Annotated in this window: 23 protein-coding genes; 13 read left to right on the top strand and 10 right to left on the bottom strand. The window is 63.1% G+C overall.

What is annotated here, in order from left to right; translation table 11 throughout:
- Window positions 1-37: 37 nt before the first annotated feature.
- From J6497_RS28150 to J6497_RS28140, 3 genes are read left to right on the top strand one after another with little or no spacing between them, the layout of a single operon-like run.
- On the top strand, window positions 38-889 hold the full coding sequence (locus J6497_RS28150) for a dienelactone hydrolase family protein (RefSeq protein ID WP_225707527.1): 852 nt from the start codon (window positions 38-40) through the stop codon (window positions 887-889).
- Window positions 886-1632 carry a haloacid dehalogenase type II gene (locus J6497_RS28145; RefSeq protein ID WP_225707526.1) on the top strand — a complete coding sequence of 249 codons (747 nt, stop codon included), beginning with the start codon at window positions 886-888 and terminating at the stop codon, window positions 1630-1632. The genes J6497_RS28150 and J6497_RS28145 overlap by 4 nt, the downstream gene beginning before the upstream one ends.
- A 3-nt stretch (window positions 1633-1635) precedes the next feature.
- Complete coding sequence (locus J6497_RS28140; RefSeq protein ID WP_225707525.1) at window positions 1636-2136, top strand: YbaK/EbsC family protein; 501 nt, start codon at window positions 1636-1638, stop codon at window positions 2134-2136.
- Here the strand turns inward: J6497_RS28140 and J6497_RS28135 are convergent.
- The 3 genes from J6497_RS28135 to J6497_RS28125 form a co-directional block, all read right to left on the bottom strand.
- Window positions 2118-2474, bottom strand: a complete 357-nt coding sequence (locus J6497_RS28135) for a hypothetical protein (protein ID WP_225707524.1) — start codon at window positions 2472-2474, stop codon at window positions 2118-2120. The two genes, J6497_RS28140 and J6497_RS28135, sit on opposite strands and share 19 nt — an antisense overlap.
- Window positions 2475-2644: 170 nt before the next feature.
- Complete coding sequence (locus tag J6497_RS28130; RefSeq protein ID WP_225707523.1) at window positions 2645-3637, bottom strand: tripartite tricarboxylate transporter substrate binding protein; 993 nt, start codon at window positions 3635-3637, stop codon at window positions 2645-2647.
- 85 nt (window positions 3638-3722) lie between these two features.
- Complete coding sequence (locus J6497_RS28125; protein WP_225707522.1) at window positions 3723-4631, bottom strand: LysR family transcriptional regulator; 909 nt, start codon at window positions 4629-4631, stop codon at window positions 3723-3725.
- 111 nt (window positions 4632-4742) lie between these two features.
- Here J6497_RS28125 and J6497_RS28120 point away from each other — a divergent pair, with 111 nt between their 5' ends.
- The 3 genes from J6497_RS28120 to J6497_RS28110 all read left to right on the top strand — a co-directional run bounded on the left by J6497_RS28120 (window position 4743) and on the right by J6497_RS28110 (window position 7506).
- Window positions 4743-5441 carry a pirin family protein gene (locus tag J6497_RS28120; protein ID WP_225707521.1) on the top strand — a complete coding sequence of 233 codons (699 nt, stop codon included), beginning with the start codon at window positions 4743-4745 and terminating at the stop codon, window positions 5439-5441.
- Window positions 5442-5577: 136 nt separating this feature from the next.
- On the top strand, window positions 5578-6177 hold the full coding sequence (gene wrbA / locus J6497_RS28115) for an NAD(P)H:quinone oxidoreductase (protein ID WP_225707520.1): 600 nt from the start codon (window positions 5578-5580) through the stop codon (window positions 6175-6177).
- Between the two features lie 381 nt (window positions 6178-6558).
- Complete coding sequence (locus J6497_RS28110; RefSeq protein ID WP_225707519.1) at window positions 6559-7506, top strand: DUF5996 family protein; 948 nt, start codon at window positions 6559-6561, stop codon at window positions 7504-7506.
- An 83-nt stretch (window positions 7507-7589) separates the two neighbouring features.
- Here the strand turns inward: J6497_RS28110 and J6497_RS28105 are convergent, their stop codons facing one another.
- The 3 genes from J6497_RS28105 to J6497_RS28095 form a co-directional block, all read right to left on the bottom strand.
- Window positions 7590-7781 (bottom strand): hypothetical protein, encoded by a 192-nt coding sequence (locus tag J6497_RS28105; protein WP_225707518.1) that lies wholly within the window; start codon window positions 7779-7781, stop codon window positions 7590-7592.
- Between the two features lie 148 nt (window positions 7782-7929).
- Window positions 7930-9117 carry a GNAT family N-acetyltransferase gene (locus J6497_RS28100; RefSeq protein WP_225707517.1) on the bottom strand — a complete coding sequence of 396 codons (1188 nt, stop codon included), beginning with the start codon at window positions 9115-9117 and terminating at the stop codon, window positions 7930-7932.
- Window positions 9118-9128: 11 nt separating this feature from the next.
- Entirely contained in the window at window positions 9129-10064 is a 936-nt protein-coding gene (locus J6497_RS28095) for a cupin domain-containing protein (protein ID WP_225707516.1), read from the bottom strand.
- A 182-nt stretch (window positions 10065-10246) separates the two neighbouring features.
- Between J6497_RS28095 and J6497_RS28090 the strand changes: the two genes are divergently transcribed.
- Window positions 10247-11365: a glycosyltransferase family protein gene (locus tag J6497_RS28090; protein WP_225707515.1), complete on the top strand. Its 1119-nt coding sequence runs from the start codon at window positions 10247-10249 to the stop codon at window positions 11363-11365.
- Here J6497_RS28090 and J6497_RS41630 read toward each other — a convergent pair.
- Together J6497_RS41630 and J6497_RS28080 are read right to left on the bottom strand one after the other, a co-directional pair.
- Window positions 11335-12648: an O-antigen ligase family protein gene (locus J6497_RS41630; protein ID WP_225707514.1), complete on the bottom strand. Its 1314-nt coding sequence runs from the start codon at window positions 12646-12648 to the stop codon at window positions 11335-11337. The two genes, J6497_RS28090 and J6497_RS41630, sit on opposite strands and share 31 nt — an antisense overlap.
- Window positions 12645-13655 (bottom strand): glycosyltransferase family 2 protein, encoded by a 1011-nt coding sequence (locus J6497_RS28080; RefSeq protein WP_225707513.1) that lies wholly within the window; start codon window positions 13653-13655, stop codon window positions 12645-12647. Before J6497_RS28080 ends, J6497_RS41630 begins: the two co-directional genes overlap by 4 nt.
- Window positions 13656-14049: 394 nt before the next feature.
- Between J6497_RS28080 and J6497_RS28075 the strand changes: the two genes are divergently transcribed.
- Window positions 14050-15183, top strand: a complete 1134-nt coding sequence (locus J6497_RS28075) for a radical SAM protein (protein WP_225707512.1) — start codon at window positions 14050-14052, stop codon at window positions 15181-15183.
- A gap of 15 nt (window positions 15184-15198) precedes the next feature.
- On the opposite strand, the gene J6497_RS28070 is transcribed toward J6497_RS28075, so the two are convergent.
- Window positions 15199-16185 (bottom strand): glycoside hydrolase family 26 protein, encoded by a 987-nt coding sequence (locus J6497_RS28070; protein WP_225707511.1) that lies wholly within the window; start codon window positions 16183-16185, stop codon window positions 15199-15201.
- 384 nt (window positions 16186-16569) lie between these two features.
- Here J6497_RS28070 and J6497_RS28065 point away from each other — a divergent pair, with 384 nt between their 5' ends.
- The 5 genes from J6497_RS28065 to J6497_RS28045 all read left to right on the top strand — a co-directional run bounded on the left by J6497_RS28065 (window position 16570) and on the right by J6497_RS28045 (window position 22980).
- The gene (locus J6497_RS28065; RefSeq protein ID WP_225707510.1) at window positions 16570-17523 is read left to right on the top strand and encodes a DUF6492 family protein; all 954 of its coding nucleotides are present in this window, start codon (window positions 16570-16572) and stop codon (window positions 17521-17523) included.
- Window positions 17517-18959, top strand: coding sequence for a lipopolysaccharide biosynthesis protein (locus J6497_RS28060; protein WP_225707509.1), 1443 nt, complete (start codon window positions 17517-17519; stop codon window positions 18957-18959). The genes J6497_RS28065 and J6497_RS28060 overlap by 7 nt, the downstream gene beginning before the upstream one ends.
- A 6-nt stretch (window positions 18960-18965) precedes the next feature.
- Window positions 18966-19772, top strand: a complete 807-nt coding sequence (locus J6497_RS28055) for a class I SAM-dependent methyltransferase (RefSeq protein WP_225707508.1) — start codon at window positions 18966-18968, stop codon at window positions 19770-19772.
- A 4-nt stretch (window positions 19773-19776) separates the two neighbouring features.
- Window positions 19777-20529, top strand: a complete 753-nt coding sequence (locus J6497_RS28050; protein WP_225707507.1) for a polysaccharide deacetylase family protein — start codon at window positions 19777-19779, stop codon at window positions 20527-20529.
- Between the two features lie 156 nt (window positions 20530-20685).
- Window positions 20686-22980 carry a Wzz/FepE/Etk N-terminal domain-containing protein gene (locus J6497_RS28045; protein WP_225707506.1) on the top strand — a complete coding sequence of 765 codons (2295 nt, stop codon included), beginning with the start codon at window positions 20686-20688 and terminating at the stop codon, window positions 22978-22980.
- A gap of 168 nt (window positions 22981-23148) precedes the next feature.
- Here J6497_RS28045 and J6497_RS28040 read toward each other — a convergent pair whose 3' ends face one another.
- Entirely contained in the window at window positions 23149-23742 is a 594-nt protein-coding gene (locus J6497_RS28040; protein WP_225707505.1) for a 3-keto-disaccharide hydrolase, read from the bottom strand.
- Between the last annotated feature and the right edge of the window lie 581 nt (window positions 23743-24323).

The raw sequence follows: 24323 nt of genomic DNA, 5'->3' as shown, positions 1-24323 counted from the left end.
CGGTGATCGCCGGCTGGCGATCAAGCGGGAGGTGTCGATGACGAGCCTCGCCAGGATCGCTACCACTATCGCCGCGATTGTCGCCGCACTCCTGATCGGCGGCGGGACCGCATGCCGCGCGGCTGACGCGCCGGAGAGCCGCATCGTCGAAGTCGAGAATCCGCTGGCGAGTTCGCAGCCCTTGCAAGGATACCTGCGTCAGCCCCGCGATAGCGGCACTTCGCCCGCGGTGGTCCTGCTTCACGGGTGCAGCGGCGGCTCGCGGCAGCTCGACCAGCGCTGGGGCAAGCTGATCGTATCCTGGGGCTATGTCACGCTCACGCTGGACCGCTTTGGCCCACGCGGCCTCACCAGCACCTGCACCAGCGGCCCGCCCGCCGCAGCCGTCTTCGACGCCTATCGGGCGCTGGCCTTCCTGGTGCAGCAGCCCTTTGTCGATCGCGATCACGTCGCGGTTATCGGCTTCTCGCAGGGCGGGTTGCTCGCGCTTACTTCGGTCGAGCGCGGGATGATCGAGCGGACGTCGAATGACAAATTCCGCGCAGCGATCGCATTCTATCCGCCGTGCCTCGGCATCAAGGACAGCATGACTGTGCCGACGCTGATCCTGATCGGCGAGCTCGACGACTGGACGCTGGCGAGGGAGTGCCGCAACCTGGTGGAAGGCCGCGACGACTACGGCATTTCGCGCCAGAAGGGCCTGGGCGTTCCGATTGAGTTCATCGTCTATCCCGGCGCCTATCACGCTTTCGATGTCCCGGGCCTCGCAACGCCACTGAAGTTTCTCGGGCATCACCTCGAATTCAACCAGGCAGCCAGGGATCAATCGGTCGACGCAGTCCGCAAATTCCTGTATGCGACAATCGGCGGGCAAGAGAAGTTACAATGACCATCCAAGCCGTCGTCTTCGATGCCTATGGCACGCTCTATGACGTCCAGTCGGTCGCTGAAGTGACCGAGGATGCCTTCCCGGGCTATGGCGAGCTCATTACGCAGATCTGGCGCATCAAGCAGCTCGAATATAGCTGGCTGCGCTCGCTGATGCGGCGCTACCAGGACTTCTCCGTCGTCACGCGCGACTCGCTCGCCTACACCCTGCGGAGCCTCGGCCTGCAATATGACGCCGGGACGTTCGACAGAATCATCGACAAATACCTGCACCTCGATCTCTATCCGGACGCGCTTGCCTCACTCGAAGCGATGAGGGGCAAGAAGCTCGCGATCCTCTCCAATGGCAGCCCGGACATGCTGAACGCGCTGGTGCGCAACAGCGGACTCGACCGCGTGCTCGACGCAACCATCAGCGTCGATGCCAAGAAGATATTTAAGCCGAGCGTCGAGGTCTACACGCTGATCGAAGAGGTGCTTCGCGTGCCTCCCTCGGACGTGCTGTTCATCTCCTCGAATCCGTGGGACGCCTGCGGCGCAAAGGCGTTCGGCTTGAATGTCGCCTGGATCGAGCGGGTGACGCCAGAGGCGATGGCGCTCGCCTGTGTCGAAAACGAGACCTTGCCGCCGCTCACGATGTTCAAGGCACTCCGCACCCAGATGGATGAGCTCGGCGTTGCGCCGGACCATCGCATCCATAATTTGTCAGAGCTTCCTGCGCTGATTTCTTCCTACAGGTCCTAGAATATGAGTCTGGAATCCGTTCGCGCCTTCTTCGCCGAGAAGGCGCCCGACATTGCCGTGATCGAATCGACCAAGAGTTCCGCGACGGTGGCGCTTGCGGCAGAGGCCTATGGCGTCGAGCCCGCGCGCATCGCCAAGACGTTGTCGCTGCGGGTCGGCGAGCGCGTGGTTCTGATCGTCACCAGCGGCACCTCACGGATGGACAACAGGAAGGTGAAGGCGCTGTTCGGCGTCAAGCCGAAGATGCTGGGGCTGCACGAGGTTGCCGATATCACCGGGCACGAGGTCGGCGGCGTCTGCCCGTTCGGCCTGAGGACACCGCTGCCGGTCTATTGTGACGTGTCGCTGAAGGCCTTCGACATCGTCGTGCCCGCTGCGGGCTCGACCCACAGCGCAGTCAAAATCTCGCCGGCGCGGCTCGCGGAATTGACGTCGGCCGAATGGGTCGACGTCTGCGAGCATCGGTCGCAGGAGGAAGCGTCGGCCTATTCGTCGTCGTCATAAGGTCTCGGCGGCGCCTGCTGAGGCTGCGCAGGCGGCGGCGCGCCCCTTGCACGCGGCACAGTTCGCGGCAGCGCACGTGAGGGCGGCTGCTGGGCGCTTGCACTGGATTCGAATACCGCACGGCAATCATGTGAGAGTTGCGGCGTGTTCTGCCGCAAACACGCCGTGATGCGGTTGACGTCGGGGATTTGATCGCTGCAGAGCCGCCAGACATCCGGCGTGCAGGCCATCTGCTGTTCCCAGGTTCCGCGATACTCTTCGGAGAATGCCGGGTTTTGCACGATCGGTCCGGTGCCGATCAGGATCGCACAACCCAGGACAATGCGCGGCGTTCGCATGCGGGATCCTCTTCCAATATCTTGTCGATAAACGTCTCGTTCGGTGCTGTCTCGGCGCGCGGGTTCCACGCACAAGTCACACTCCAACCATGGGCACAAGCCACGCTTTAACTGTGGCAAATGAATGAGACTGCGGAAGGTTCGCGGCCCGCAACAAAATGTGAAACCGCCTACTCCACTTTGCCGATTTTCTTGACCGCCGCGATCAGCCGCGCGCTGTCGTCGGCAACGAATTTGGAAAACTCGGGCGCATCGAGATAGGCAACCGGACTGCCCGCGGTCTCGAAGGTCTTGACCACCTCCGGCATCCTCACTGCTTCCGCCATCGCCTCGCGCAGTCGCGTCATGATCGGCGCGGGCAATGCGCGCGGCGCGAACAGGCCGGCCCAGATGTAAAACTCGACATCCTTGTAGCCGAGCTCCTTGAACGTCGGCAGCTCCGGGAAACTGGCGACGCGTTCGGCGCCCCAATTGGCGAGCACCCGCATCTTGCCGTCGGCAACCTGCTGCTTCAGCGTCCCCGGCGCGGATGCCACCGCCTGCACCGTGCCGCTGAGTAGCGCGGTCAGCGCCGGGCCAGCGCCGCGGAACGGCACGTGCAGCAGTTTGATGCCGGCGCTCGCGGCAAACATCTCCATCGCGACGTGAAGCGTGCCGTAGGGACCGGACGAACCATAGGGAATCTGGCCAGGACGCTTCTTGGCGTCGTCGACAAAATCCTGCAGCGTCTTCCATGGGGCGGAGGCCGGCACCGCGAGCAGCGTCGGATCGGCAAGCACGCGCGCGATCGGTGCGAATTGCGAGACTTCATAGGCGACCGGGCGGTCGAACAGCCGATCGGCTTCGGGCAGTACGGCGAGCGAGGACAGCGTCATCAACAGCGTGTAGCCGTCCGGCTCGGCGCGCGCCGCCTGCGCATTGCCGACCGAGCCGCCGGCTCCGCCGGCGCGGTTGTCGACAATCACCGGCTTGCCGAGGATCCGCTCCAATGCCGCCGCCACCGGCCGCGCCGCAAGATCGGCCTGCCCGCCGGCCGGAAACGGCACGATCATGGTGATATTGCGGTTGGGATAAACAGCGCCTTGCGCGAAAGCAGCGTGGGAAAGCGCGGCCTGCGCCAGCGGCAGGACGGCCGCGGCTCTGAGAATCTCCCGGCGATTCATCGGCATTTTCTCCCAGTGGTTTTGTTTTCCTTTGTGGGAAGAGCGTAGCCGATAGAGGGCGCGATAGGCAAAGGCGGCCTTCGCCTCACCGCTTCCTGCCCTTGCCAAAATGCTTCGCCAGGAAGTCCGCCAGCACTTCGACGCGCGCGGGGCGCGGGCCGCCGGGAGGCATCACCAGGTGCACGGCGCCTTCGGGCTGCTTCCAGCCCTTCAGGATCACCTCGACCTCGCCGCGCGCGATTGATTCTCCAATGATGAAATCGGGGAGATCGGCGATGCCGAGGCCGGCGATAACGGCCGGCAGCAGCGCTTCGCCGTTGTTGACGCGCAACTGTCCCGAGGGTCGCACGCTCGCCTGTTCGCCCGCCGCGTTGGTATAGTGCCAGACGCCCGCGGTCGAGAGATGGGCGTAGCCGAAGCACTTGTGCTCGGCGAGATGCATCGGATGCGTCGGCCGGCCGTAGCGCTTCAGGTAGGACGGCGCGGCCACCGTGTAGCGCGGCATCGCGCAGAGCCGCCGTGCGATCAAGGATGAATCGGGCAAGCGCGCGATGCGGAGGCCCGCATCAAAACCTTCGCCGATCAGGTCGACGGTGGCATCGCTCAAATGCAGGTCGATCGACACTTCCGGATATTTCTCCAGAAACTCCGGCAGCAACGGCGCGACTGATTTCACCCCGAAGGTCATGGGCACCGCGAGCCGCACCAGCCCGCGCGGGGTGACCGATTGCGCCAACGCCTCGTTCTCGGCCGCCTCACCGTCGGCAAGCAGGCGCGCCGCGCGCTCGGACAGTTTTTGCCCCGCATCCGTCAGTGCCAACCGCCGCGAGGTGCGGTTGAACAGCCGGGCTCCTAACCGGTCCTCGAGCCGGCTGACCGCCTTGGAGACGGTGGCCTTCGACAGCGCAAGCTCCGTTGCGGCCGCCGCAAACGACCGTAATTCCACGACTTTTGCGAAGATTGCGAGCGCTTCGAAATCCGGGAGCTTTGACATTCTGGCGGTTGGCCTTTGCCCGTAAATGGAAACAATGAGTTTCGATAGTTTCTATTTCTATACCACGGCCGACGGCATATCCAAACCCAATCGAAATTTGAGGAAACTCCGATGATCGAAGTCAGAACCTATGCGAAGCTCGGCGGCGCCGATCATGGCTGGCTGAAGGCGAAGCACCACTTCTCGTTCGGCAGCCACTACGATCCGGGCAATATGGGCCATGGTGCGTTGCGCGTGTGGAACGATGACGAGATCGCGCCGAACACCGGCTTCCCGCCGCATCCCCATGCCAACATGGAGATCATCACCTATGTCCGCGAAGGTGCGATCACGCATCAGGACTCGCTCGGCAACAAGGGCCGCACCGAGGCCGGGGACGTGCAGGTGATGAGCGCGGGAAGCGGCATCCGTCACGCCGAATACAATCTCGAGCCGTCGAAGACGAAGATCTTCCAGATCTGGATCGAGCCGACGACGCAAGGCGGCGAGCCGACCTGGGGCTCCAAGCCGTTCCCGAAAGCCGATCGCTCCGGCACGCTCGTCACCATCGCGAGCGGCTTCGATGACGATGCCGACGCGCTGCCGATCCGCGCCAAGGCGCGCGTGCTTGCCACCACGCTGAAGGGCGGCGAAAGCGCGGAATATGCGCCGGAGCAAAAGCGGCATCTCTATCTCGTGCCCGCGACCGGCAGCATCGAAGTCAACGGCGTGCGTGTCGATGCCAGGGACGGCGCCGCAATCCGTGATGAAGCCAAGCTGACGATCACCGCGCTGGAGGATTCCGAACTGGTGCTGGTCGACGCGGCGTAATTCCACTCGTCATGCCCGGGCTCGACCCGGGCATCCATCTCTCCCGTAAGAGTCTTCCCGAGATGATGGACTGCCGGGTCCCCGGCAATGACCTCCCAAGTTCAACTCTGCCTATCCAAACCAAAGGAGAGCCATCATGGCCAAAGTTCTCGTCCTCTATTATTCCGCCTATGGTCACATCGAGGCCATGGCGAATGCGGTCGCCGAAGGCGCGCGCGAAGCCGGCGCCAGCGTCGATATCAAGCGCGTGCCTGAGCTGGTGCCGGCCGAGGTCGCGAAGGCCTCATACTACAAGCTCGACCAGGCAGCGCCGATCGCAAAGATCGACGATCTCGCCAATTATGATGCAATCATCATCGGCACCGGCACCCGCTTCGGCCGCATGTCCTCGCAGATGGCGAACTTCCTCGATCAGGCCGGCGGCCTCTGGGCCAAGGGCGCCTTGCATGGCAAGGTCGGTGGCGCCTTCACCTCGACCGCGACCCAGCATGGCGGGCAGGAAACGACGCTGTTCTCGATCATCACCAACCTCCTGCATTTCGGCCTCACCGTAGTCGGCCTCAACTATGGCTTTGCCGGCCAGATGAAGCTCGACGAAATCACCGGCGGTTCGCCCTATGGCGCCACCACGATCACCGGCGGCGACGGCAGCCGGCAACCGAGCGCCAACGAGCTTGCAGGCGCGCGCTATCAAGGACGTGTGATCGCAGAGACCGCGAAAAAACTGCATGGCTGATACGAGCTTGAGGGCGTTCTCGTTTACGAGCGTGGCCCTATATCGAGCGTGCGGTCGGAGATTTCATTTCGATCGCACCTTCATGTTCAAAACCGCATGACTGCAGCCGCCAGGTCCTTGCCCCCCGGACCTGGCGGCACATGCGCGTTGGGGTCCCGACATGGTTGAAATGCTTTTCATGGCGCAGCTAGTGCGCAGACCGCTTCAGGCGATGGCGCGGCGCTGGTGGTGCACGGGTCTGTTCCGCGCCACGCGCGGGCGACGCCGCTGTCCGGAATGCACGAAGTCGTGATGTCAATTGTCAGGCCGCATCCTGGGAGTTGCCATAACGAATTCGTGATAGGATGAATGCTCAAGCGCCGTCGCGCGTGAGGTCTAGGCATGAACAACACCAAACAAATTTTATGGCCAGAGCTGCCGACCGCGGCGTGGCGTGACACCTCTGCCACTCTGCATCTCTGGACCCAGATCGTCGGCAAGATCCGGCTGGTGAAGTCGCCCTGGCTGAATCACTCCTGGCACGTCACGCTCTATGTCACCGCGCGCGGGCTCACCACCTCGCCGATCCCTGACGGCATTAGAATGTTTCAAATCGATTTCGACTTCATCGATCACGCCTTGCGCATTTCGACCAGCGACGGCGCCGAGCGGCATTTTGCGCTGGCCGGGCTCTCGGTGGCGAGCTTCTACACCGCGGTGCTCGCTGCGCTGAGGGAGCTCGGCATCGATGTTGCGATTGACGAAACGCCAAACGAATTGCCTGACCCGATCCGGTTCTCTGACGACAACCGGCACCACTCCTACGATCCGGATGCGGTGCGGCGCTTCTTCCAGATCCTCTTGAACTGCGACCGGCTGTTCAAGCAGTTCCGCACCGGCTTCCTCGGCAAAGCCAGCCCCGTGCATTTCTTCTGGGGCAGCTTTGATCTCGCGGTGACGCGTTTCTCCGGCAGGAGCGCACCACGCCATCCCGGCGGTGTGCCGAATCTGCCGGACGCGGTGGCGTATGAAGCCTATTCGCACGAGGTGAGCAGCGCAGGTTTCTGGCCGGGCGGCGGCGCCATCGACTATCCGGCGTTCTATTCCTACGCCTATCCTGAGCCCGCAGGCTTCCGCGCCGCCAAGGTGCGACCCGATGCAGCCTTCTTCAGTGAAAAGCTTGGCGAATTCATCCTGCCCTATGATGCGGCGCGCACCTCCGGTGATCCCGACCAGGCGGTGCTGGAATTTCTGCAAAGCACCTATGAGGCTGCCGCGATTGCCGGGAAATGGGATCGCACAGCGCTGGAATGCCCGCTTGGCCGACCCGGCGTGGTCCGGCAACTCTGAGCAGCGCCAGCCTTGGATCATGATCCGATCAAGATCATGATCTCGTCTCTCCGATTGAGCATGATCACTTCGGAAATCACGCTCTAGTTCAGCAATTCCGGCTTTGTCACCGTTTGCCTGACCTGCGCGCCACAATCGGAGCATTCGTAGGTAAAGTCGATCTTCGCCAGGCTCCAATGCGGCTCAACATCCGTGACGAACATCGGAAGCCCTGCGCAGCTCGGGCAGATGACGAAGTCGGGTTCCACGGCATGGCGATGGATGTAGGCTGGCATGTCGGCTCTCCTTGCGGAACATTCCCGGTGGCCCTTTGCCCGAGAGCCAGCATACGGCGCTGCAGCGACCACAATTGTGGACTTTTGCGAACATAGAATGAACATCCCCACAATCCGTGTGAGTGTGACAAATCTGCATTGAAGCAGATCAGCTTTCTTCGCGGGTGGGCGGCTTGCCGAGCGCGCGTTTCAGATACGTTGTTAACTTCGGATAGCGGCGCAATTCCTGCGCGGCGCGGTCGCGGAGCGCATGGGCTAGTCCGCGCCAGCTCAATGCGGCGCTGATATCGAGCAGCGGCAGGCGCTTCACGCCGAAGCGGCGCTTATAGGCATAGTTGCCGATCGAGAAATCGAACTCGCGGACGCCCTGCTTGTGCAACGCCGCCATGGTGCGCTCGATGATCAGCCGTCCCGGCGAGCAGTTGCTCCATTTGTCGCCGGCGTTGCTGATGCGGATCATCACATAGCGCGAGCCGTTGCGGACACCGAGCAGCGTTGCCACCACCTCTTCACCCGCTGTCAAAGCCGACACAATGGCATAGCCGCTGGCGACACCGTTACCGACCAGACTGCGATAGAACGCAGCGCAGTTTTCGTCATTGAGGATGAAATTGACTCCCAGATTCTGCATCCGCGAGCTCTGCTGAGCCTCGGTCGTCGCGAGAATGCGCAACGCCTCGTCAGGGTCTGGCGCAATGCCAAATGCAGCGGCGGGATCGCGCGTGAACACGCGCCAGCTCCGCTCCAATTCCTTGCGCGTGGTCCGCTCCAGCGTGTGGCGCCAGGCATCGTAGTCCTCGCCCGTAGTGACGAGATTGCCGTTGACGGGGCAAACCGCCGCGGTATCGAGCAGCGCCAGCGGATTGGGCCGGCCGTCGAGATCGGGCGCAACCTTGCGGAAGCGGATCAGATCGGCGCCGCCGGGCAGCTTGCGCAACGCAGCGCGCAAGTCACGCCAGAAGACACGTGCTGCCGCGGCATCGCGGGGCGCGGCGGGCCCGAGCAACGGCGCGTTATAATCGGTGAGATGAAGGTCGGCGAATTCGATGGTTCGAAGGCTGCCGTGTCGATGACGGATCAACGGCAACAGCGCGGCCGGCTCGCCAGTCGCGGCATCGGTAACCAACGCGATCACCGGCGAGACGCCCTCGGTGTCGGCGAAAGCGGCGTACCAGGCTTCATACCATTGCGGATTCTGGAACGCGGTCGGAGGAGCGAACGTACCCCATCGCACTGCCGCCTGCGTCCAGTCGGAAAAGATGTCGACGCGGTAGCCGGCCGCGCGCGCCTTCGCCCGCGCCGAGAGCTTGCCCGCCGATGTCGCGAGTACCGTCATCGCCGTCGCGCTTACGCCGCCTTCGGCAAGTCGACGATCTTGCCAAGCTCGGTCTCGTCGAGGCGGAAGTCGATCGGACGCCGCACCGAGCGCTCGCGCTTCACCCATTTGCCGTCGCGCAGCAGCTTCTGCATCACCTGCTTGGCAAAGAATGACGGACCGCGCAGGCTGCGGCTCTTCGGCGTGTAGCCGAAGCGATGACGCAGCATGCCATTGGCGAGGTGCAGTATCTGCGCGCGCCGGATTTCGTCGTTCACGTAGGATACCGTCATCGAAATGTTGACGACGCCGAGATTCTCGACGCGATGCGGCGCGTTCAGCGGCCAGTTCAACATCTGGCCAGGCTCGAGATCGATCACCTGGGCATGTTGGTCGTACCAGGACGCATAGGGGATATCGACCTCGACGTCGAACAGCGCGATGTCTTCGAGATGCGCCGGCCGGATGAACGGCGGCGTGTTCGGATAGATATAGACGCGCTTGCGGCCGGCGATCTGGATCAATCCCTGCCCCGGCAGGTCGGCATGGTAATAGACCTGCGCGTCCGGGGAGGAGACGAGGATGCCCGCCTGATATGTCGGCGCGTCAAAGCCGGGGACCTTGGCGCCGATCTCCGCAAACATCCGGCCGACCATCTCGCGGAAGCGGCGATCGACGGAGGTGACGTTGCGCAGGTTGAGCCACAGACCGCCGCGCGAGATCGCCTCGATCACCTGGCGACCTCTCAGCTTGCCGATCTCGCCTTCGCGCCAGACCCGGCTGGAACCCTTCCCGCCGGTCTTGACCAGGCTGTAATGCTCGCGCGGATAGTTCTCGATCAGCTTCGCGAGCTCGTCCATGGAGAACGCGGGCTGCTTGTGCATCACGTGATCGAGCCGGATCGGCTGATGGCTCCAGAGCTGCGAATGGGTGGCGTCCCATTTCGTAAAGATCTTGCCTGCCGTCATGTCGCACTCCTGCTCGCCTTGCGTCGTTTTGATCTTCCGATGTCCCGTTACGGGACGCCCGGGCGGCCTTCACGCCAGGATTGGCAAAATCAGTGCCGGCACTTCTTGAGGCGCTTACCGGAAGCTAAGGTCTGCGCGATATGGCTAACTAGGATCAGCCCGGAAGCCATGCCGCTGCAGCGATGACCTCCACACCCCGATATCGGGCGCTGTTTCTCGGCGCGGGAGCCGAGATGCATTGCGGCGTCGGGCAGTTCACACAGCTGCTGGGTCAAGCGATCGAAAAGCTCGACCCCGGGAGTAGCCAGACGTTAACCCTGACGCGCAGCCAGGGATCGCTCCGCGACATCTGGCGCGCAGTCGGTTCGGTGCAGAGCGTGGTCTGCAATTTTCCGATCGTCGCCTGGAAGCGCGTGATCCTGCGGCCGCTCCTTACGCTCGCGATCGCAAAGCTCAGGCGGCGCAAGATCATCCTGGTCGAACATGAATGGGCCGGGCTGAACTGGATGCGGCGGATCACCTACATCCCCGCGGTGTGGCTTGCTGACAGCATCGTCATGTTCTCGCCGCTGGTGCGGAAGGAGCTTGCCGATGACGCTGTGGTCGCTTCTGCCGTCAACAAATCTGTGCTGGCGCCCTTGCCCCCCAATGTCGAGGCGCCGGCGAAAATTGACGATTCCGAGTTGCGGCAGCGGCTATCAGCGGCACGCGCCAGTGGACGATTGGTGATCGGCCATTTCGGCTCGATCTACCCGGGCAAGCAGCCGAATGCGCTGCTCGAGATCGGCGCGATCCTGAAGGCGCGCGGGTTGCGGCCGCTGCTTGTCTATATCGGCTCCTTCATCCGCGGCGTCGACAAAGTCGAGGAGAATTTCCGCGCCCGCGCCGCCGAGCTTGGTCTCGGCGAGGACGTCATCGTCTCCGGCTTCGTTGCCTCGGACGCCGAAGTGTTTGGCCTATTCGGCGAGGTCGACGCATTCTGTTATCCGCTGGACGAAGGCATCACGGCGCGCCGTTCGAGCATCCTCACCTGCGCGCAATCTGGCCGGCCGCTGATCGCGACCGGCCCTGCCCTGCCTGGCGAATTCGGTCACCATCCGCGTTTCAGGGAATTGATTGATCGCGGCGCGATCGTCCTGGTTCCGCGCGGGTCGGCGCGCGAGGTCTATGCCGATGCGATCCTGGCCGCGGTGAGACAGCCGCCGCCAGAAGCGCCTTTCGACTTCTCCGGATGGTGGCACGATGTGGCAACAACTGTTGCCGCGGTCATCTATGCCCGTAGCCGGAATCGCGCGAGATAGTGCAGACCGAACACGGCGATCAGAAACGTCCCCCAGATCGGATCGGCTCGGTCGAGGAAAAAGCTCTCCATCGACGACAAATAGAGCCCGAACAGCCATATTCTCAGGAACATCATCGAGAGCGGGCCGTCATTGCCGCCCTCGTCGGCGGTCTGGAAGTCGCGCAGCGGCTTGACGACGATCGCTACGATCAGGAGCACGAGACCCGGCAGGCCAGCGCCGAGAGCGGTGTCGAGATATCCGTTATGGCTGTGCGAGGCATAACCCGCCCATTCCTTGCCTTCCTTGAGATTTGTGATCGCCTCGCTGCCCCAGAAGGCTTCGAAGCCATAGCCGGTCAGAAGCCGCTGATGCAGGGAATCGACAGCAAAGACCCAGATGTCGGAGCGGCCAGTGAAGCTCGTATCCAGCGGCAGGAGCTTCGCAATGGAGGCAAGCGTGTCGCTCAGCACCGTGCCGACGCTGAACAGATTGAGCGCGATGAGCGGCAGCAGCAACAGCAATGCGCGTCCCCAGAAGGAGCGGACCACCGACGTCAGCGAGGTCAGCAGCAGCACAGCCAGGCAAAGCGAGATCGAGCTCTTGCCTGCCGAGTAGACCAGGAACAGGGCCGAGAGCGCTATGACGATGACGCCCGAGATCCATCCGCCGGCGCGGATGAAGTAGACGCCGAAAAACATCATTATCGCCATCATCGCGGCGGCAACGTTCTTGTGCCCGAACACGCCGCGCCAATTTCCGGCAAGCGCCGGCTCCTGCGGGTCGGTCGCCAGATGGATCGACAGGTTCGGGGCCAGCAGTAACCCGAGATAGCAGGCCGCGAGCAAAGCCAGCGCGGCGATGCCGAACCAGCGCATCAATTCGCTCTGCGACTTCGGCAACAGCATCATTGTCGCCGTCACCACCACGACGAATACTGACAGCGCAAAACGGCGGCTCGAGGTGGCTGGATCGAACGACAGCACGACGGTCAGGCAAAGCCAGGTCCCGAACAGCACATAGGTCGGGGTCAGCAACGACGCCAGCGCCGGCATGTTGTCGCGCATGGTCAAGAACAGCATCAGCACCATGAGCACGCCGAACAGCGCGTAGAGCACGGCTTCCTTGCCTGACGTCACCTCGCCGATGCGCATGTCGCTGAGATCGTCGAATGGATGCAGCGAGATCCACAACAGCAGCAGAATCCCGATGAAGACCGCGGCGCGGACGAAGTCCATCACCGGCCGTCGCCAGACATCGGCAAAGACGGCCCGGGCTTCGGACGTGATGAGGAACTCGGTCACGAAACGATCTTCGAGGCGGCGTAGGGCTGCGGCTCGAGGCCGAGCACTGCAAGCGCGCTGCCGACCGCAACCGTCATCGGATGCATGGCAATGATGGGCTGGTGCTCCCTTAAGACGATACGCGTGGCGCGGAACAGCGAGAACGGCACCAGGCCGAACATCTTGGCCACGACAGCGGCGCGCGACCAGAACGACTGCGCCCCCTTGCGCTCGATGTGATAATTGATCGCCCCGATCCGCAACCCGCGCCGCACGATCCAGCCGAGCTTGGTCCGGCTCCGCGGCACCGTCTCCGTGATGGTCGCATCCGTCACCCAGTAGAATCGGAAGCCGGCGCGGCGGGAACGCGCGAAGAAATCATGGTCGCCGCCGCCAAGAAAGTTAAAGCGCAGGTCGAAGGCGGGGCTGCCAAGCCGGTCAAAGACGTGGCGGCGGATCAGGCAGTTGCCGCAGCCATAGATGACGGACACTGGCCCGCTGTCATGATAGGCTGGCGCAAAGGCGGGATGACGCGTCAATCCGCGCTTGTGCTCATCGTCGAACTTCGGCCAGACCGGCCCGCCGATCACGTCCGCGCCGGTCGTCTCTGCCGCCTCGATCATGCGCTCGAGCCACTCGGGCGAGGCGATTTCATCGTCATCGATCATCAGGAAGTTCATAGCCTGCGGGAAGGTTGCGAGCGCCGTCTCGAACGCTGCATTGATGGCGTGACAGTTGCCCTGCCGCGGCTCGACGAGGCAGAGACCATTTAGCTTTCCCGACGCCAGGAATTCCGCGGCCACTGGCGCACTTTCACAGTTGGCCGCGTCGTTCTCGACCACCACGACCGCAAAGCGGCGCGTGCTGCGCTGCGTGGCGACCGATTCCAGCGTCAGCCGCAGATGCTGCGGCCGGCGAAAGCTCGGGATGCAGACCACCGTCTCGACAGAGCAGTCGAGCCCGGGCGAGGCTGCGACCCAGGCGCGGTCCGTTGCAAGAAACTCAGTCGAAATCGACATCTTGTTCATGGCGTCTTCCCAGTCCGCGACACGCCGTCCCAGAACGGGTCACGTCACCATCATGAGACGCAATCGTCCCGAAATCGTTGATGGGCGGAGCCGCACGAAAGCGATTCCCAACGATATGGCTAGGTCGTGGCAAAATCCGATCCAGCAGCGCGCGAAGCCGCGACGATCTCTTGCGAGGGTTAATCCGGCGGCATTCAGCGCGCTTTGCGCTCAACTGCCATTCGATCCGCATGGACGCGCCCACGCGTTGGCAGCAATTCATTAAGGTTAAACCCGTCCGCAGCGCCGGCACGAAAGGCCTTCATCCCCACTGGCATCCGATTTGCTGTCCCTCGGTACGACAAAGAAATCGACCGAGCTCGCAACAACACTCGCAAATGTCTGAGGTTTCACCTTGAAAGCGCTAGACCTCGTCTCGCTGGGCAGCCGGCATGTCCGCAACGCGCTGTCGGAAGAACTCTATCTGCGCACCGGCCGCGATGTCACCCGGCCGGCCGCGATCTTCGCCGAGGTCGTCGAGCGCTGCAACTACAAGTGCCGCTATTGCGATTACTGGCGCCGTCCGAATTACCGCGAGGAGATGACGATCGAGGAATGGCAGCGCGCACTCTCCAGCCTCAAGGAATTCATCGGCGCCTATCACGTCGAATTTGCCGGCGGCGAGCCCTATATCAAAAAGGGCTTTCTCGACCTCGTCCGGTTCTGCCGCGACAATGACATCCATTGGGGCGTCACCACCAATGGCGGCGCCTATCTGAACAAGAAGATCGTCGCGCAGACAGTCGAGGCGCATCCCTTCAACATCAATATCTCGATCGACTCGCGGGACCCGAAGATCCACAACTATTCGCGCGGCATCGAGAACTCGCTGCATGACATCGTCCAGGGCATCCGCAACGTTTCCGAGAAGCGCCGGGCCGAAGGATTGGATTTTCCGATCATCATCAAGCCAGTCGTGCACAGGCTGAATTTCCGCCAGTTGCCGGAGATGGTCGACTGGATCCAGCAGATCGGCGCCACCGCGCTGAGCTTCCAGCCGGTCGAAATGGGCACGCAGGAGGTCGAGGACGAATTGTGGATCGGCGAAAAGGAGATGGATGATCTGATCGCCGTTCGCGACGAGTTGCTGCGGCTGAAGCGCCAGGGCGCGCCGATCCTCAACGGCGAGGCCGTGCTGAACGCCTGGCCCAATCATTTCCGCCGCGAGAAGGCGCCGCCGGAGGTGATGCCTTGCCGGGTCGGCATGCGCAACTATTTCATCCGCTCCGACGGCCGCCTCGAGGTCTGCTGGTTCTTCAAGCCGATCGGCAACGTCCGCACGCAAACCGCGCGCGAGATCTGGTATAGCGAGGAAGCCCGCATGCGCCGCAAGGAAACCGTGGCCTGCGACAAGCTCTGCCTCTTCACCTGCCTCGCCCAGCGCACGCTGCAGGACAAACTCAAGATGGGCCTGACCCTGTTGACGGGAACAAAGGCGCAGGCGAGCGAAGGCAGTCGCAACCCTACCCCGGGTGAAGCGGCAGCGTAACCAAAGGCCGCGACGTCACTTGGCTCCGAACAGTTTGCGAAACAGCTTCTCCGATTCGGGAAAACGACCGGTATCGATCTGCGTCGGCCATAGACCATCGACGTTGAAGTACGCCGCATAGGCAATGCTGTCGCGGTTCTCGACGAACCAGTCGTACATCTTCTGAATGAAGTAGGGATTGTCGCCGCCGTGGCCGACGCCCCACTCCGGAAAGCTGATGCGCTTGCCATGCCGTGCAGCAAAATCACGGTGCCATTCGAGACCGAAGGGCGCCTTGAGATAGAGCGTCTGCCAGCGCTCCTCCACCGAGCCTTCCGATTTGAAATCGTAGACGTCGAGCCCGATATAGTCGACGGCATCGTCGCCGGGATACGCGAGATCGGCAGGCATCTCCTGCGGGCCCCAGCCGGGACACCAGTCGAACTTGAACTCGCCGGACGCACGGCGGAAGATGTCGGCCACGCGACGAAACGCCCTGATGTAGTCGGCTTCCTGGCCCTTGGCGAACCAGCCCATCTGCGGAAGGTTCATCTCCCAGCCGAGCCGGATGATGGCGCGCGGCTGCGCATCGGAGATCGCGCGTGCTGCCGCCTCGAAGTCGGAATCGTGCAGACCGTCGGCGACGTCGGCGAGCGGCGTTCCCATGATCGTCAGCGGCATCGACCAGACCACGTTGCGTTTCGGATTGAGCCTCTTCCAGACGCTAGGCACCCAATCGACCTTGCGGAAATCTTCCCAGGTAGATTGACCGTAGAAATCGACGCCGAGCACGGATGACGGCTTTTGCCGCAGCCATTTCTCCCAGGCCTGCAGCACATGCTCGCGGCCGTCAGATCCCCAGTCCACGAAGGCGCCGGCGAACCGGGCCGGATCGGCGCCCAAGCGCGAGGCTGCGCCGGCCGCATCCCGCGCAGCGGCGACGCCGCCGAGAACCGCGCCAGCTGAAGCCGTCAGGATTCCACCGACGAAGCGCCGCCGGCTTAATCGTTCAGTTCGAGCCATTTGCTGTCCTCGCGGGCTCTTGCACGTCGTCTCAAAAGCGGACATCGCGGACGGAACGGCTGTGCCGAAACGGACAGGCTGCACAGCCTTCGTGTCATCCGCTGCGAGGCCGCGCCCGGAAAACCTGTAATACCGCATGCACTCATACCTGCGCCGAACAGCATCGGCGATGCGCGGGTCCCGCTCTGCAATATCCGCGCAAGCCGCGCAGACGGGCACAGAACACGGCTTCTTATGGTTACTGCGTGCCGTTAACCGCGCAGCGGTCGTCAGTTGCAGACCAAATTAACCAACGGAGATCCCAACCGAAGCCGGCGTGCCGGTTCGGCACCGATCTTGCTGAAAGGCTAGCCGAGGAAGAGCGGCGGCCTGGAAGGCGAAGCCGTGAACGTGATCGCCAGAGAGATCTACGAGATGGACTCAGTTGCGTTGTTAACCCCGACTTACGGGCGCGACCTGGAAATCTGCACCTTGCTTTGCGAGAGCGTGGACCGGCACGTCACCTCGTTCTCCAAGCATTATCTCCTCGTTCCCGATTGCGACCTGCCGCTGTTTGCGCCGCTTGCCAGCGAGCGTCGCGTCATCATCCCGGCCTCGACCTTCCTGCCCGACTGGTTGCGGCCACTGCCGCGCATCATCCAGCGTAGGCGCCGCCAGTTCTGGTGGTCGCTGCGGGCCAAGCCGGTGAACGGCTGGCACGTGCAGCAAGTCCTCAAGATCGCCGCGACCATCGCGCTGCCCCACCAGCGTTTTTGCATCCTCGATTCCGACATCGTGTTCTTCCGTGATTTCGACCTGACGCGGTTCGAATATCCGAACGCGATCCCGATGCTGACCATGTCGAACGTGGTAACCGCAGACCAGCCGCGGCATTCGCGGTGGCTCGTGACCAGCCATGAGCTGCTTGGGCTGCCGACGCCGCCGTTCCCGGCCGACGATTTCATCGGGCACATCATTTTCTGGGACAAGGGGACCACCTGCGCCCTGGCCGAACGGATCGAGGCTGTCACCGGCCTCGACTGGATCGATGCGCTGTGCAAGACCCGCGAATTCTCCGAATACATGCTGTACGGCTATTTCGTGCAGAACGATGCCGCCGCTTCGCTGCGGCACACTGCCGTGCCGAGTACGCCCTGCGTCAGCTACTGGGACGATCCGAGGCTCAGCAAGAGCGAGTTGCAGGATCTCTTGCGGCGCGCCAACAAGGATGACGTCGCCTTCTCGATCGCGTCCTTTTCCGGCACGCCGGTCGAGACCATCCGCGCCGCGATCGCCGAGAGCAATGAGATTCTGTCCCTCGCCGGCAGCGAACGCGCGGAGTTCGCGGCGTTATGCTGATCGGGCAAGCCAGCATCAACCTGACCGCCAACATCCTCTCGGCGCTGCTCGGGCTATTGAGCGTGTTCGTTTTCACGCGGCTGTTCTCGCCGCATGACTACGGCGTCTACCTGCTCGGCATCGGCTTCGCTTCCGTGATCAGCGTGTTCCTGGTCGGTTGGTTCAGAAATCTGATCCTGAGCGGACACGCCCGCAACGACGGCACCGACGTCCGCGGAATTGTGCTGTCAGGTTATATGATCTGCTGCCTGACTGCGCCGATCGCCTATGTGCTCGCCCGCTTCGCCGGCCTCGACAACACCGCGGCATTCGCTACCGTGATGCTCTCGGTCGCGATCGGTCTCTTCGAACTGACGCAGGACCTCGTTCGCGCGCGGCTGATGGCCGTTTCGGTGATGAAGGCGACGCTGGCGCGCGCCGTTTCCGTGCTCGGGCTTGGCATTGTCGTCGCGCTGGTCAGCCCGAACGGTTTCTGGCTGTTGCTCTCGTCCGCCCTCGCCTATCTCCTCGCGGTGCTCGTGCAGTCACGCACCGCCTGGCGCGGCGCGCATCCCAGCTTCGATCGCAGCGGCCTTGTCGCCGTGGCCAAGACCGGCCTGCCGCTGACGGTATCGCTGACTCTGCTCGCAATCGCCAGCGTCACCGACCGTTTCATGATCGCCAACCTCGTCGGCGCGGCCGATGCCGGCCGATATGTCGCCTCGCTCGACCTCGTGCGGCAAGCCCTGATGATGCCGGCGATGAGCATGGCAGCGGCGTTCTTTCCGCTCGCCGTCCAGATCCACGCCAAGCAGGGTGACGGGGCGGTGCGCTCGCATCTCGCTGAATGCCTCGAGCTGTTGCTCTCAGTCACGCTGCCGGCTTCGCTCGGCTTTGCCATCATCTCCGGGCATGTCGCCAACATCATCCTCGGCGCCGAATTCCGCGAACTCGCCGCGGAGATCATGCCGGTGATCGCGGTCGCCGTGGTGTTCCAGATCCTGACGCAGCAATATCTGCATGCGAGCTTCCTGCTGTCGGGCCGCAACGGCTTCTATCTCGTCAACACGGCGTCGCTGATCGCAGCGAACGTTATCCTGTCTTACTTCCTGGTCAGCCACTATGGCACAGTCGGAGCCGCCTGGGCGCGACTCGGTGCCGACATCATCGGCTTTGCCTGTGCGCTGGTGCTGACGCGCTACGCCTTCCGCGTTCCGCTGCCGCTCGGCCGGCTGGCGCTGGTCCTGATCGCCGCGCTCGCGATGGCGCTGACGGTCGCGGCGCTCGATCGCATCCTGCGCATTCCGGATCTCGCCGCCTGCATCGTGCTGGCGGGAATTGGCATCCTCACCTACGCCGCGCTGGCCTGGCTGTTCGACATCGCCCGGATTCGCGGTCGGCTGAAGCATGGCCTCGTAGCGTTCAGAGCAAAATTCGCAAACAGCAACATTGGATGACAGCCAATGACCGACACCCTCACTTTGGATCGCATCTATACAACACTCCCCGATCTGGACGCGGCAGGGCCGGCCGTGCATCCGCAATCGCTGCTCGATTTGCCGCCGGGCGAGGCGCGGCAGAGTCTCCTCACTGTACACAGCATCCTGGAGGCGGCGCTGCCGGCAGGCCCGCTCGCGATCTACGAGGCGGGCGGCGGCTCGACCAGCTTCCTGCCGCTCAAGGTGCTACGCCGCAGCCACATCACAGTGGTCGACATCGATGAGGACCAGGCCAAGAACAACAGCTACGCGCAGGCAACGATCCTGGGCGACATCCAGACCTATCGTTTTGCACCGAAGAGTTTCGATTTCATCGTTTGCTACAACGTCATCGAGCACGTGCCTGATGTCGAGGCTGCGCTCAGCGGTTTCTGCGAGGCGATCAAGCCGAACGGCTTGATCCTGATCGGCGCGCCCAATCCGCACTCGCTGTCCGGCGTGGTGACGAAATACTCGCCGCACTGGTTCCATGTCTGGTTCTATCGCTATGTGCGCGGTGACAAGAAGGCCGGCCTGCCCGGCGAGGCGCCGTTCCCGACGCATTTCCATCCGCTGGTCACGCTCTCCAAGCTCGACGCCTTCGCCAGGGCGCATGGCCTGCAGGTGATTTACCGCAAGGTCTACGAGAGCCCGCGCTATCCGGAGATGCGCCTGCGCAAGCCCCTGCTCGCCGCGCTGGTCGACGCCGCCGCGAAAGCGATGAACTTCTTCCTGCCCGGCAAGACCGACGTGCGGCACGGCGACTATCACGTGATCCTGCGGAAGCTGTGAGAAGATGCACGCATTGTGGTCCGAAGCGGTCGTGAAGCTCAGCCACCGGCTGGCGATGCATCTGCCGGTCGATCGCGTCCGGCTGCGCAATGCCACGCCGATGGTCAGCTTCACCTTCGACGATCTTCCAAAGAGCGCGGCGACATCGGGCGCCGACCTGCTGGAGGCGCACGGCGCCCGCGGTACATTCTATGTGTCGGGCGGCCTGGTCGGCGTCGATACCGCGAACTGGAGGTCGGGCGACGATGACGACGTGCTGTCGCTCCATCGCCGCGGCCACGAGATCGGCTGTCACACCTTTTCACACCGGCGCACCAGTGACCTCGATGAGAGGTCGCTTGCCGGCGATATCGCCTGCAACCGCCGCTACTTCGACTTGCTCGATCCCTCGATGCAGATCGAGACCTTCGCCTATCCGTTCGGCTACGGCTCGTTCGCACACAAACATCTGCTCAAATCCAGATTTGCGACCTGCCGCTCGATCGTGGAGGGCGTCAACTACGGCAATGTCGACCTGCAGTTCCTGCGCGCGATGCCGCTGATCAACCGCCAGATGGATCGCGGTGCGATCGAACGCGTCTTCGACGAAACTCAAATCCATAACGGCTGGTTAATTTTCTACAGCCACGACGTGGCCGCGTCGCCCAGTTTTTATGGCTGCTCGCCGGAGCTCCTGAACCACGCGCTCGAAACCGCGGCAAAGCGGAATATTCGGGTCCTCACCATGGCGGAGGCGTTCCGATGCGCGGGCGCTTAAACGCTTTGTTTGCCTTTTCGGTGAATAGTCCCTCAAAGACTATGGTTAATTTTTGCTGTTGCGTTGTTACCGCGCGGTCCGCTGTCGCGCATCGCGCAGCCCGGAGAGTAGCCCCTCAGCCGATGCGTGCGGCGTTTGGAATGGAAGCTGGGGTCGATGCTTGATTATGACCAGCCGATAAACAGCCAGACCAAGGGCCAGGCTGCGGGTGAGCCGCGCCGAGGTCAGGGTTTCAATGTGGTCGATCTGGTCCTGCTGCTGTGGCAGCGCAAGGCCGCGATCGCGGCCGCCGCACTGCTCTGCGCCTGTATCGCGCTGACGATCGGCAAGAGCCTCACGCCTAAATACACCGCGATCGCGCAGCTCTATGTCGACCCGCGCGAATTGCAGCTCGTCGAGCGCGAGCTGACCCCGCGCGCGCAGGACGTTTCGGGCCTTGCGATGGTGGTGGACAGCGAAGCGCGCGTGATCACCTCCAACAGCGTCCTGTTGCAGGTCATTAAGAACACCAATCTCGACAAGGACCCTGAGTTCGGCGGCGGCGATGGCAAGAGCCTCCTCGGCTCGCTGCTTGGCCTGATCGGGATTGAGCTGCGTCCGACCGCGGAACAGCAACAGCAGGCGACGATGAGCGCGTTGGACGCGCTCAATCGCCACATTAATGTGCGCAAGACCGATCGCACCTTCGTCGTCGACATCGACGTCTGGTCCCATCAGCCTGCGAAGGCGGCGATGCTCGCAAACGCACTTTCGAGCGCCTATCTCGCCGAGTCCAAGCAATCGCAGGCCGCCGCCGCCCGGCGTGCCACCAGAGATCTGTCGGGGCGGCTGAAGGAATTGCAGGAGCGGCTGCGCAACGCCGAGAACGCGCTTGCGGTCTACAAGGCGCAGAACAATTTCGTCGGCACCCAGGACACGCTGATCGCCGACCAGCAGCTTTCCGCCAGCAACCAGCAGCTCGCCGCTGCGCGGGCGCTGACGCTCGATGCGCAGGCGAAGTACGACCAGATCGAGGCCAGCCGGCGCAATTCGAGCGACCCCGGTGCGATCCCCGAGGCGCTGCAGTCGCCGACCATTGCGAACCTGCGCGCGCAATATGCAGACGCCAAGAAGCGGCAGGCCGAGCTGCAGGGCGAATTGGGTCCACGACATCCGGCGCTCCGGCAGATCGAGCAGCAGGTCGAGGATCTCCGCCGCACCATCAAGGAAGAAATTGACCGCTTCGCGCAGGCCGCGAAGAACGACCTGACTCGCGCCCGCGACTATGAGGCGTCGCTGAACAAGGCGCTCGACGCGCAGAAGCGCCAGAGCGTGCAGATGAGTCAGGCCTCGGTGCGCCTGCGCGAGCTCGAACGCGATGTCGAGGCGAGCCGCGACGTCTACCAGTCCTTCCTCAAGCGCTCGCGCGAGACGGAGGAACAGGAAAGCCTGAACACCTCGAGCGCGCGCGTCATCGGCGAAGCCACGGTGCCGCAGCGGCGCACCTTCCCGCCGGCGATGAGCCTGCTCGCCATGATCGGTTTCTTGCTCGGAGGCCTCGCGGCCGCCGCCTGGATCATCGCCGCCGACCAGCTTGCCCCCGGCGCCGACCCGATTCGGCCGAGCAAGTCGACCGCGCCGGAGAAGCAGACGACGGCGGTACCAGCGAAACAGCAGGTCGCCAGCAAGCCGCAGCCGCAAGCGGCCGTCGGCGCTATCGAGAAGCCCGTGATCGCCCGGCTGCAGGAATCCGACGTGATGCGGACGCTGGGCGGCATTCTCGCCGGCGGCCAGGTCGCCGACGTCACCCGGCTCGGCTGGCCGACATTGCGCGCGGGCTTTCCGCTGATGAGCTTCCTCAACGTCATGCGCGACGTGCGCGCGACGCTCACGAAGCGCGCGGCCGCGACCGGCGCGCCGGTCATGGCGGTGATCGGCGCGGGTTCGTCCACCGACCGCAGCGTCGTGGCGCTGAACGTCGCGCTCTCGGCGGCGCGAGACGGTGCCAAGGTGCTGATGATCGATGCAGATCATCGCGATCGCGAATTGTCTGTTAAGGTCATCAGGCTCGGCAAGAGCGAGGCCGGCCGCCTCGGCTGGCTCAGCATCGGCAGCAAGACAACGCGCGCCATCAACACGGCGAATGGAATTTCCATCCTGCCCGTCATCCAGGGCGGCGACGCCAAAGTGGCGGAAGCGATCCGCAAGTCGGTCGCGCAAGCGCGATCCATCGGCGGTTACGATCTCATCGTTCTCGACGGGCCGGCTCTGCCGTGGAGCGCGGCGGACCGCAAGCTGCTCGATCTCGCCGATGGTCTCCTCGCCGTGCTCCCGGTCCGTCTCGATATCAACGACTGCATGGAAGACATCATCAGTGCGCTCGGCGGGGCGGAGCGCAAGCTGATCAGTGTCGTCCTGAACGAGCTCAATCCGACGGTGGAGAGCCGTGAGCGAACCAGGCAATCTGCGTGATCGCCGCACCAGCCGCCCGCTTCGCCTCCCCTTGAAAAGGGGAGGTCGGTTTGCGCGGAACGCGCAAACCGGGTGGGGATCAGCTCTATCCCCACGCACATCTGCACCCGTGGCCGACCCCCACCCCGCCCTCCCCCTTTCAGGGGCTTTCAGGGGGAGGGAGAATCACTACATCGGCTTGATCTGCACTTTCCTGAATTTGACCACGCCCGAGCCATATTGAAGCGCGATCGGACCACTCGCGTGCTTGCTGTCCTGCGCGTCGACGGTCTTCTCGCCGTTGAGCACGACGACGAGATGCGGGCCCTGCGCCGTGATCTCAAAGGTGTTCCACTTGCCCGCCGCCTTGGGCATCGGATTGACCTTGCCGACATCAACGATCGCGCCGGTGCCGTAGGTCGGATCGGGTCGCTTGTCGAAGATATTGACCTCGTAGCAGACCTTGGAATCGATGGTTTTGTTGGTGTCGCAGCGGATGAAGATGCCGCTGTTGGCTTCCTCATCGGTCCAGAACTCAGCCTTGATCTGGAAATCCTTGTAGGAATTCTTGCTGACGAGATAGGACAGATCCTTGCCGTCGAGCTTGTCGGCGACCAGCGTGCCATCCTTCAACGTCCAGTTCGCCTTGCCCACCTCGTCCCAGTCGCCTTTCTTGGCGCCGTCGACCAATGTGATCCAGCCGTCTCCTTCGGCGGAAGCGAGATTAAAGGACAGAGTGGCGCCGATCAGAAGACCGGCCGCAAGCGTCCATACATGTTTCATGAAAGGCATCCTCCCGATGTTGTCTTGATTGGGCGGGCAAACTAATCACTGCCCCGCGCAAGCGTAAATCGATTTCGATGCTGCAGTTGCGTTGTGCAAAGTTGCGTTGTGCAAAAAGCCGCGCATCCGCCGATCACGCATGCATGTGTGCGTCTTGTCCGGCGCCAGCGCGCCCGAATAGCATCGAGAGCCTAGACGGCGGCGGAAGAGAAGTGACAGCTTCGTAGGATGGGCAAAGCGCAGCGTGCCCACCGTGAAGTACTCCGCCGGCGATGGCGGGCATGCTTTGCCCACCCTCATATGGGGATTTGTGAGTCAAGGCCTTTCGATTGGCTTGAGTGAGGTTGGCACGGTGCGAGGGCGGCGCGCGGAGCCATGCGTAGCGCAGCGCGCCGACCGTGTTCCGGGCGAGGATTGGCTTCCGAAGATTTCTGCAGCTCACTGCATCACCTCATATCCGGTCGGACTGGTGTGGTCCGGACCCACATTCCGCATGCTTGCGGCGAGGAAGCCCTGAGGATGAGACCCATCTACAAAACGGCTGTTTGTTCGGCCCATGGGTGGCACGGTCATCATCCATC

It is taken from the genome of Bradyrhizobium cenepequi, assembly GCF_020329485.1.
Lineage (GTDB): Bacteria > Pseudomonadota > Alphaproteobacteria > Rhizobiales > Xanthobacteraceae > Bradyrhizobium > Bradyrhizobium cenepequi.
Note: the sequence above shows the minus strand (reverse complement) of the source record. Positions and strands in the feature narration are given on the sequence as shown.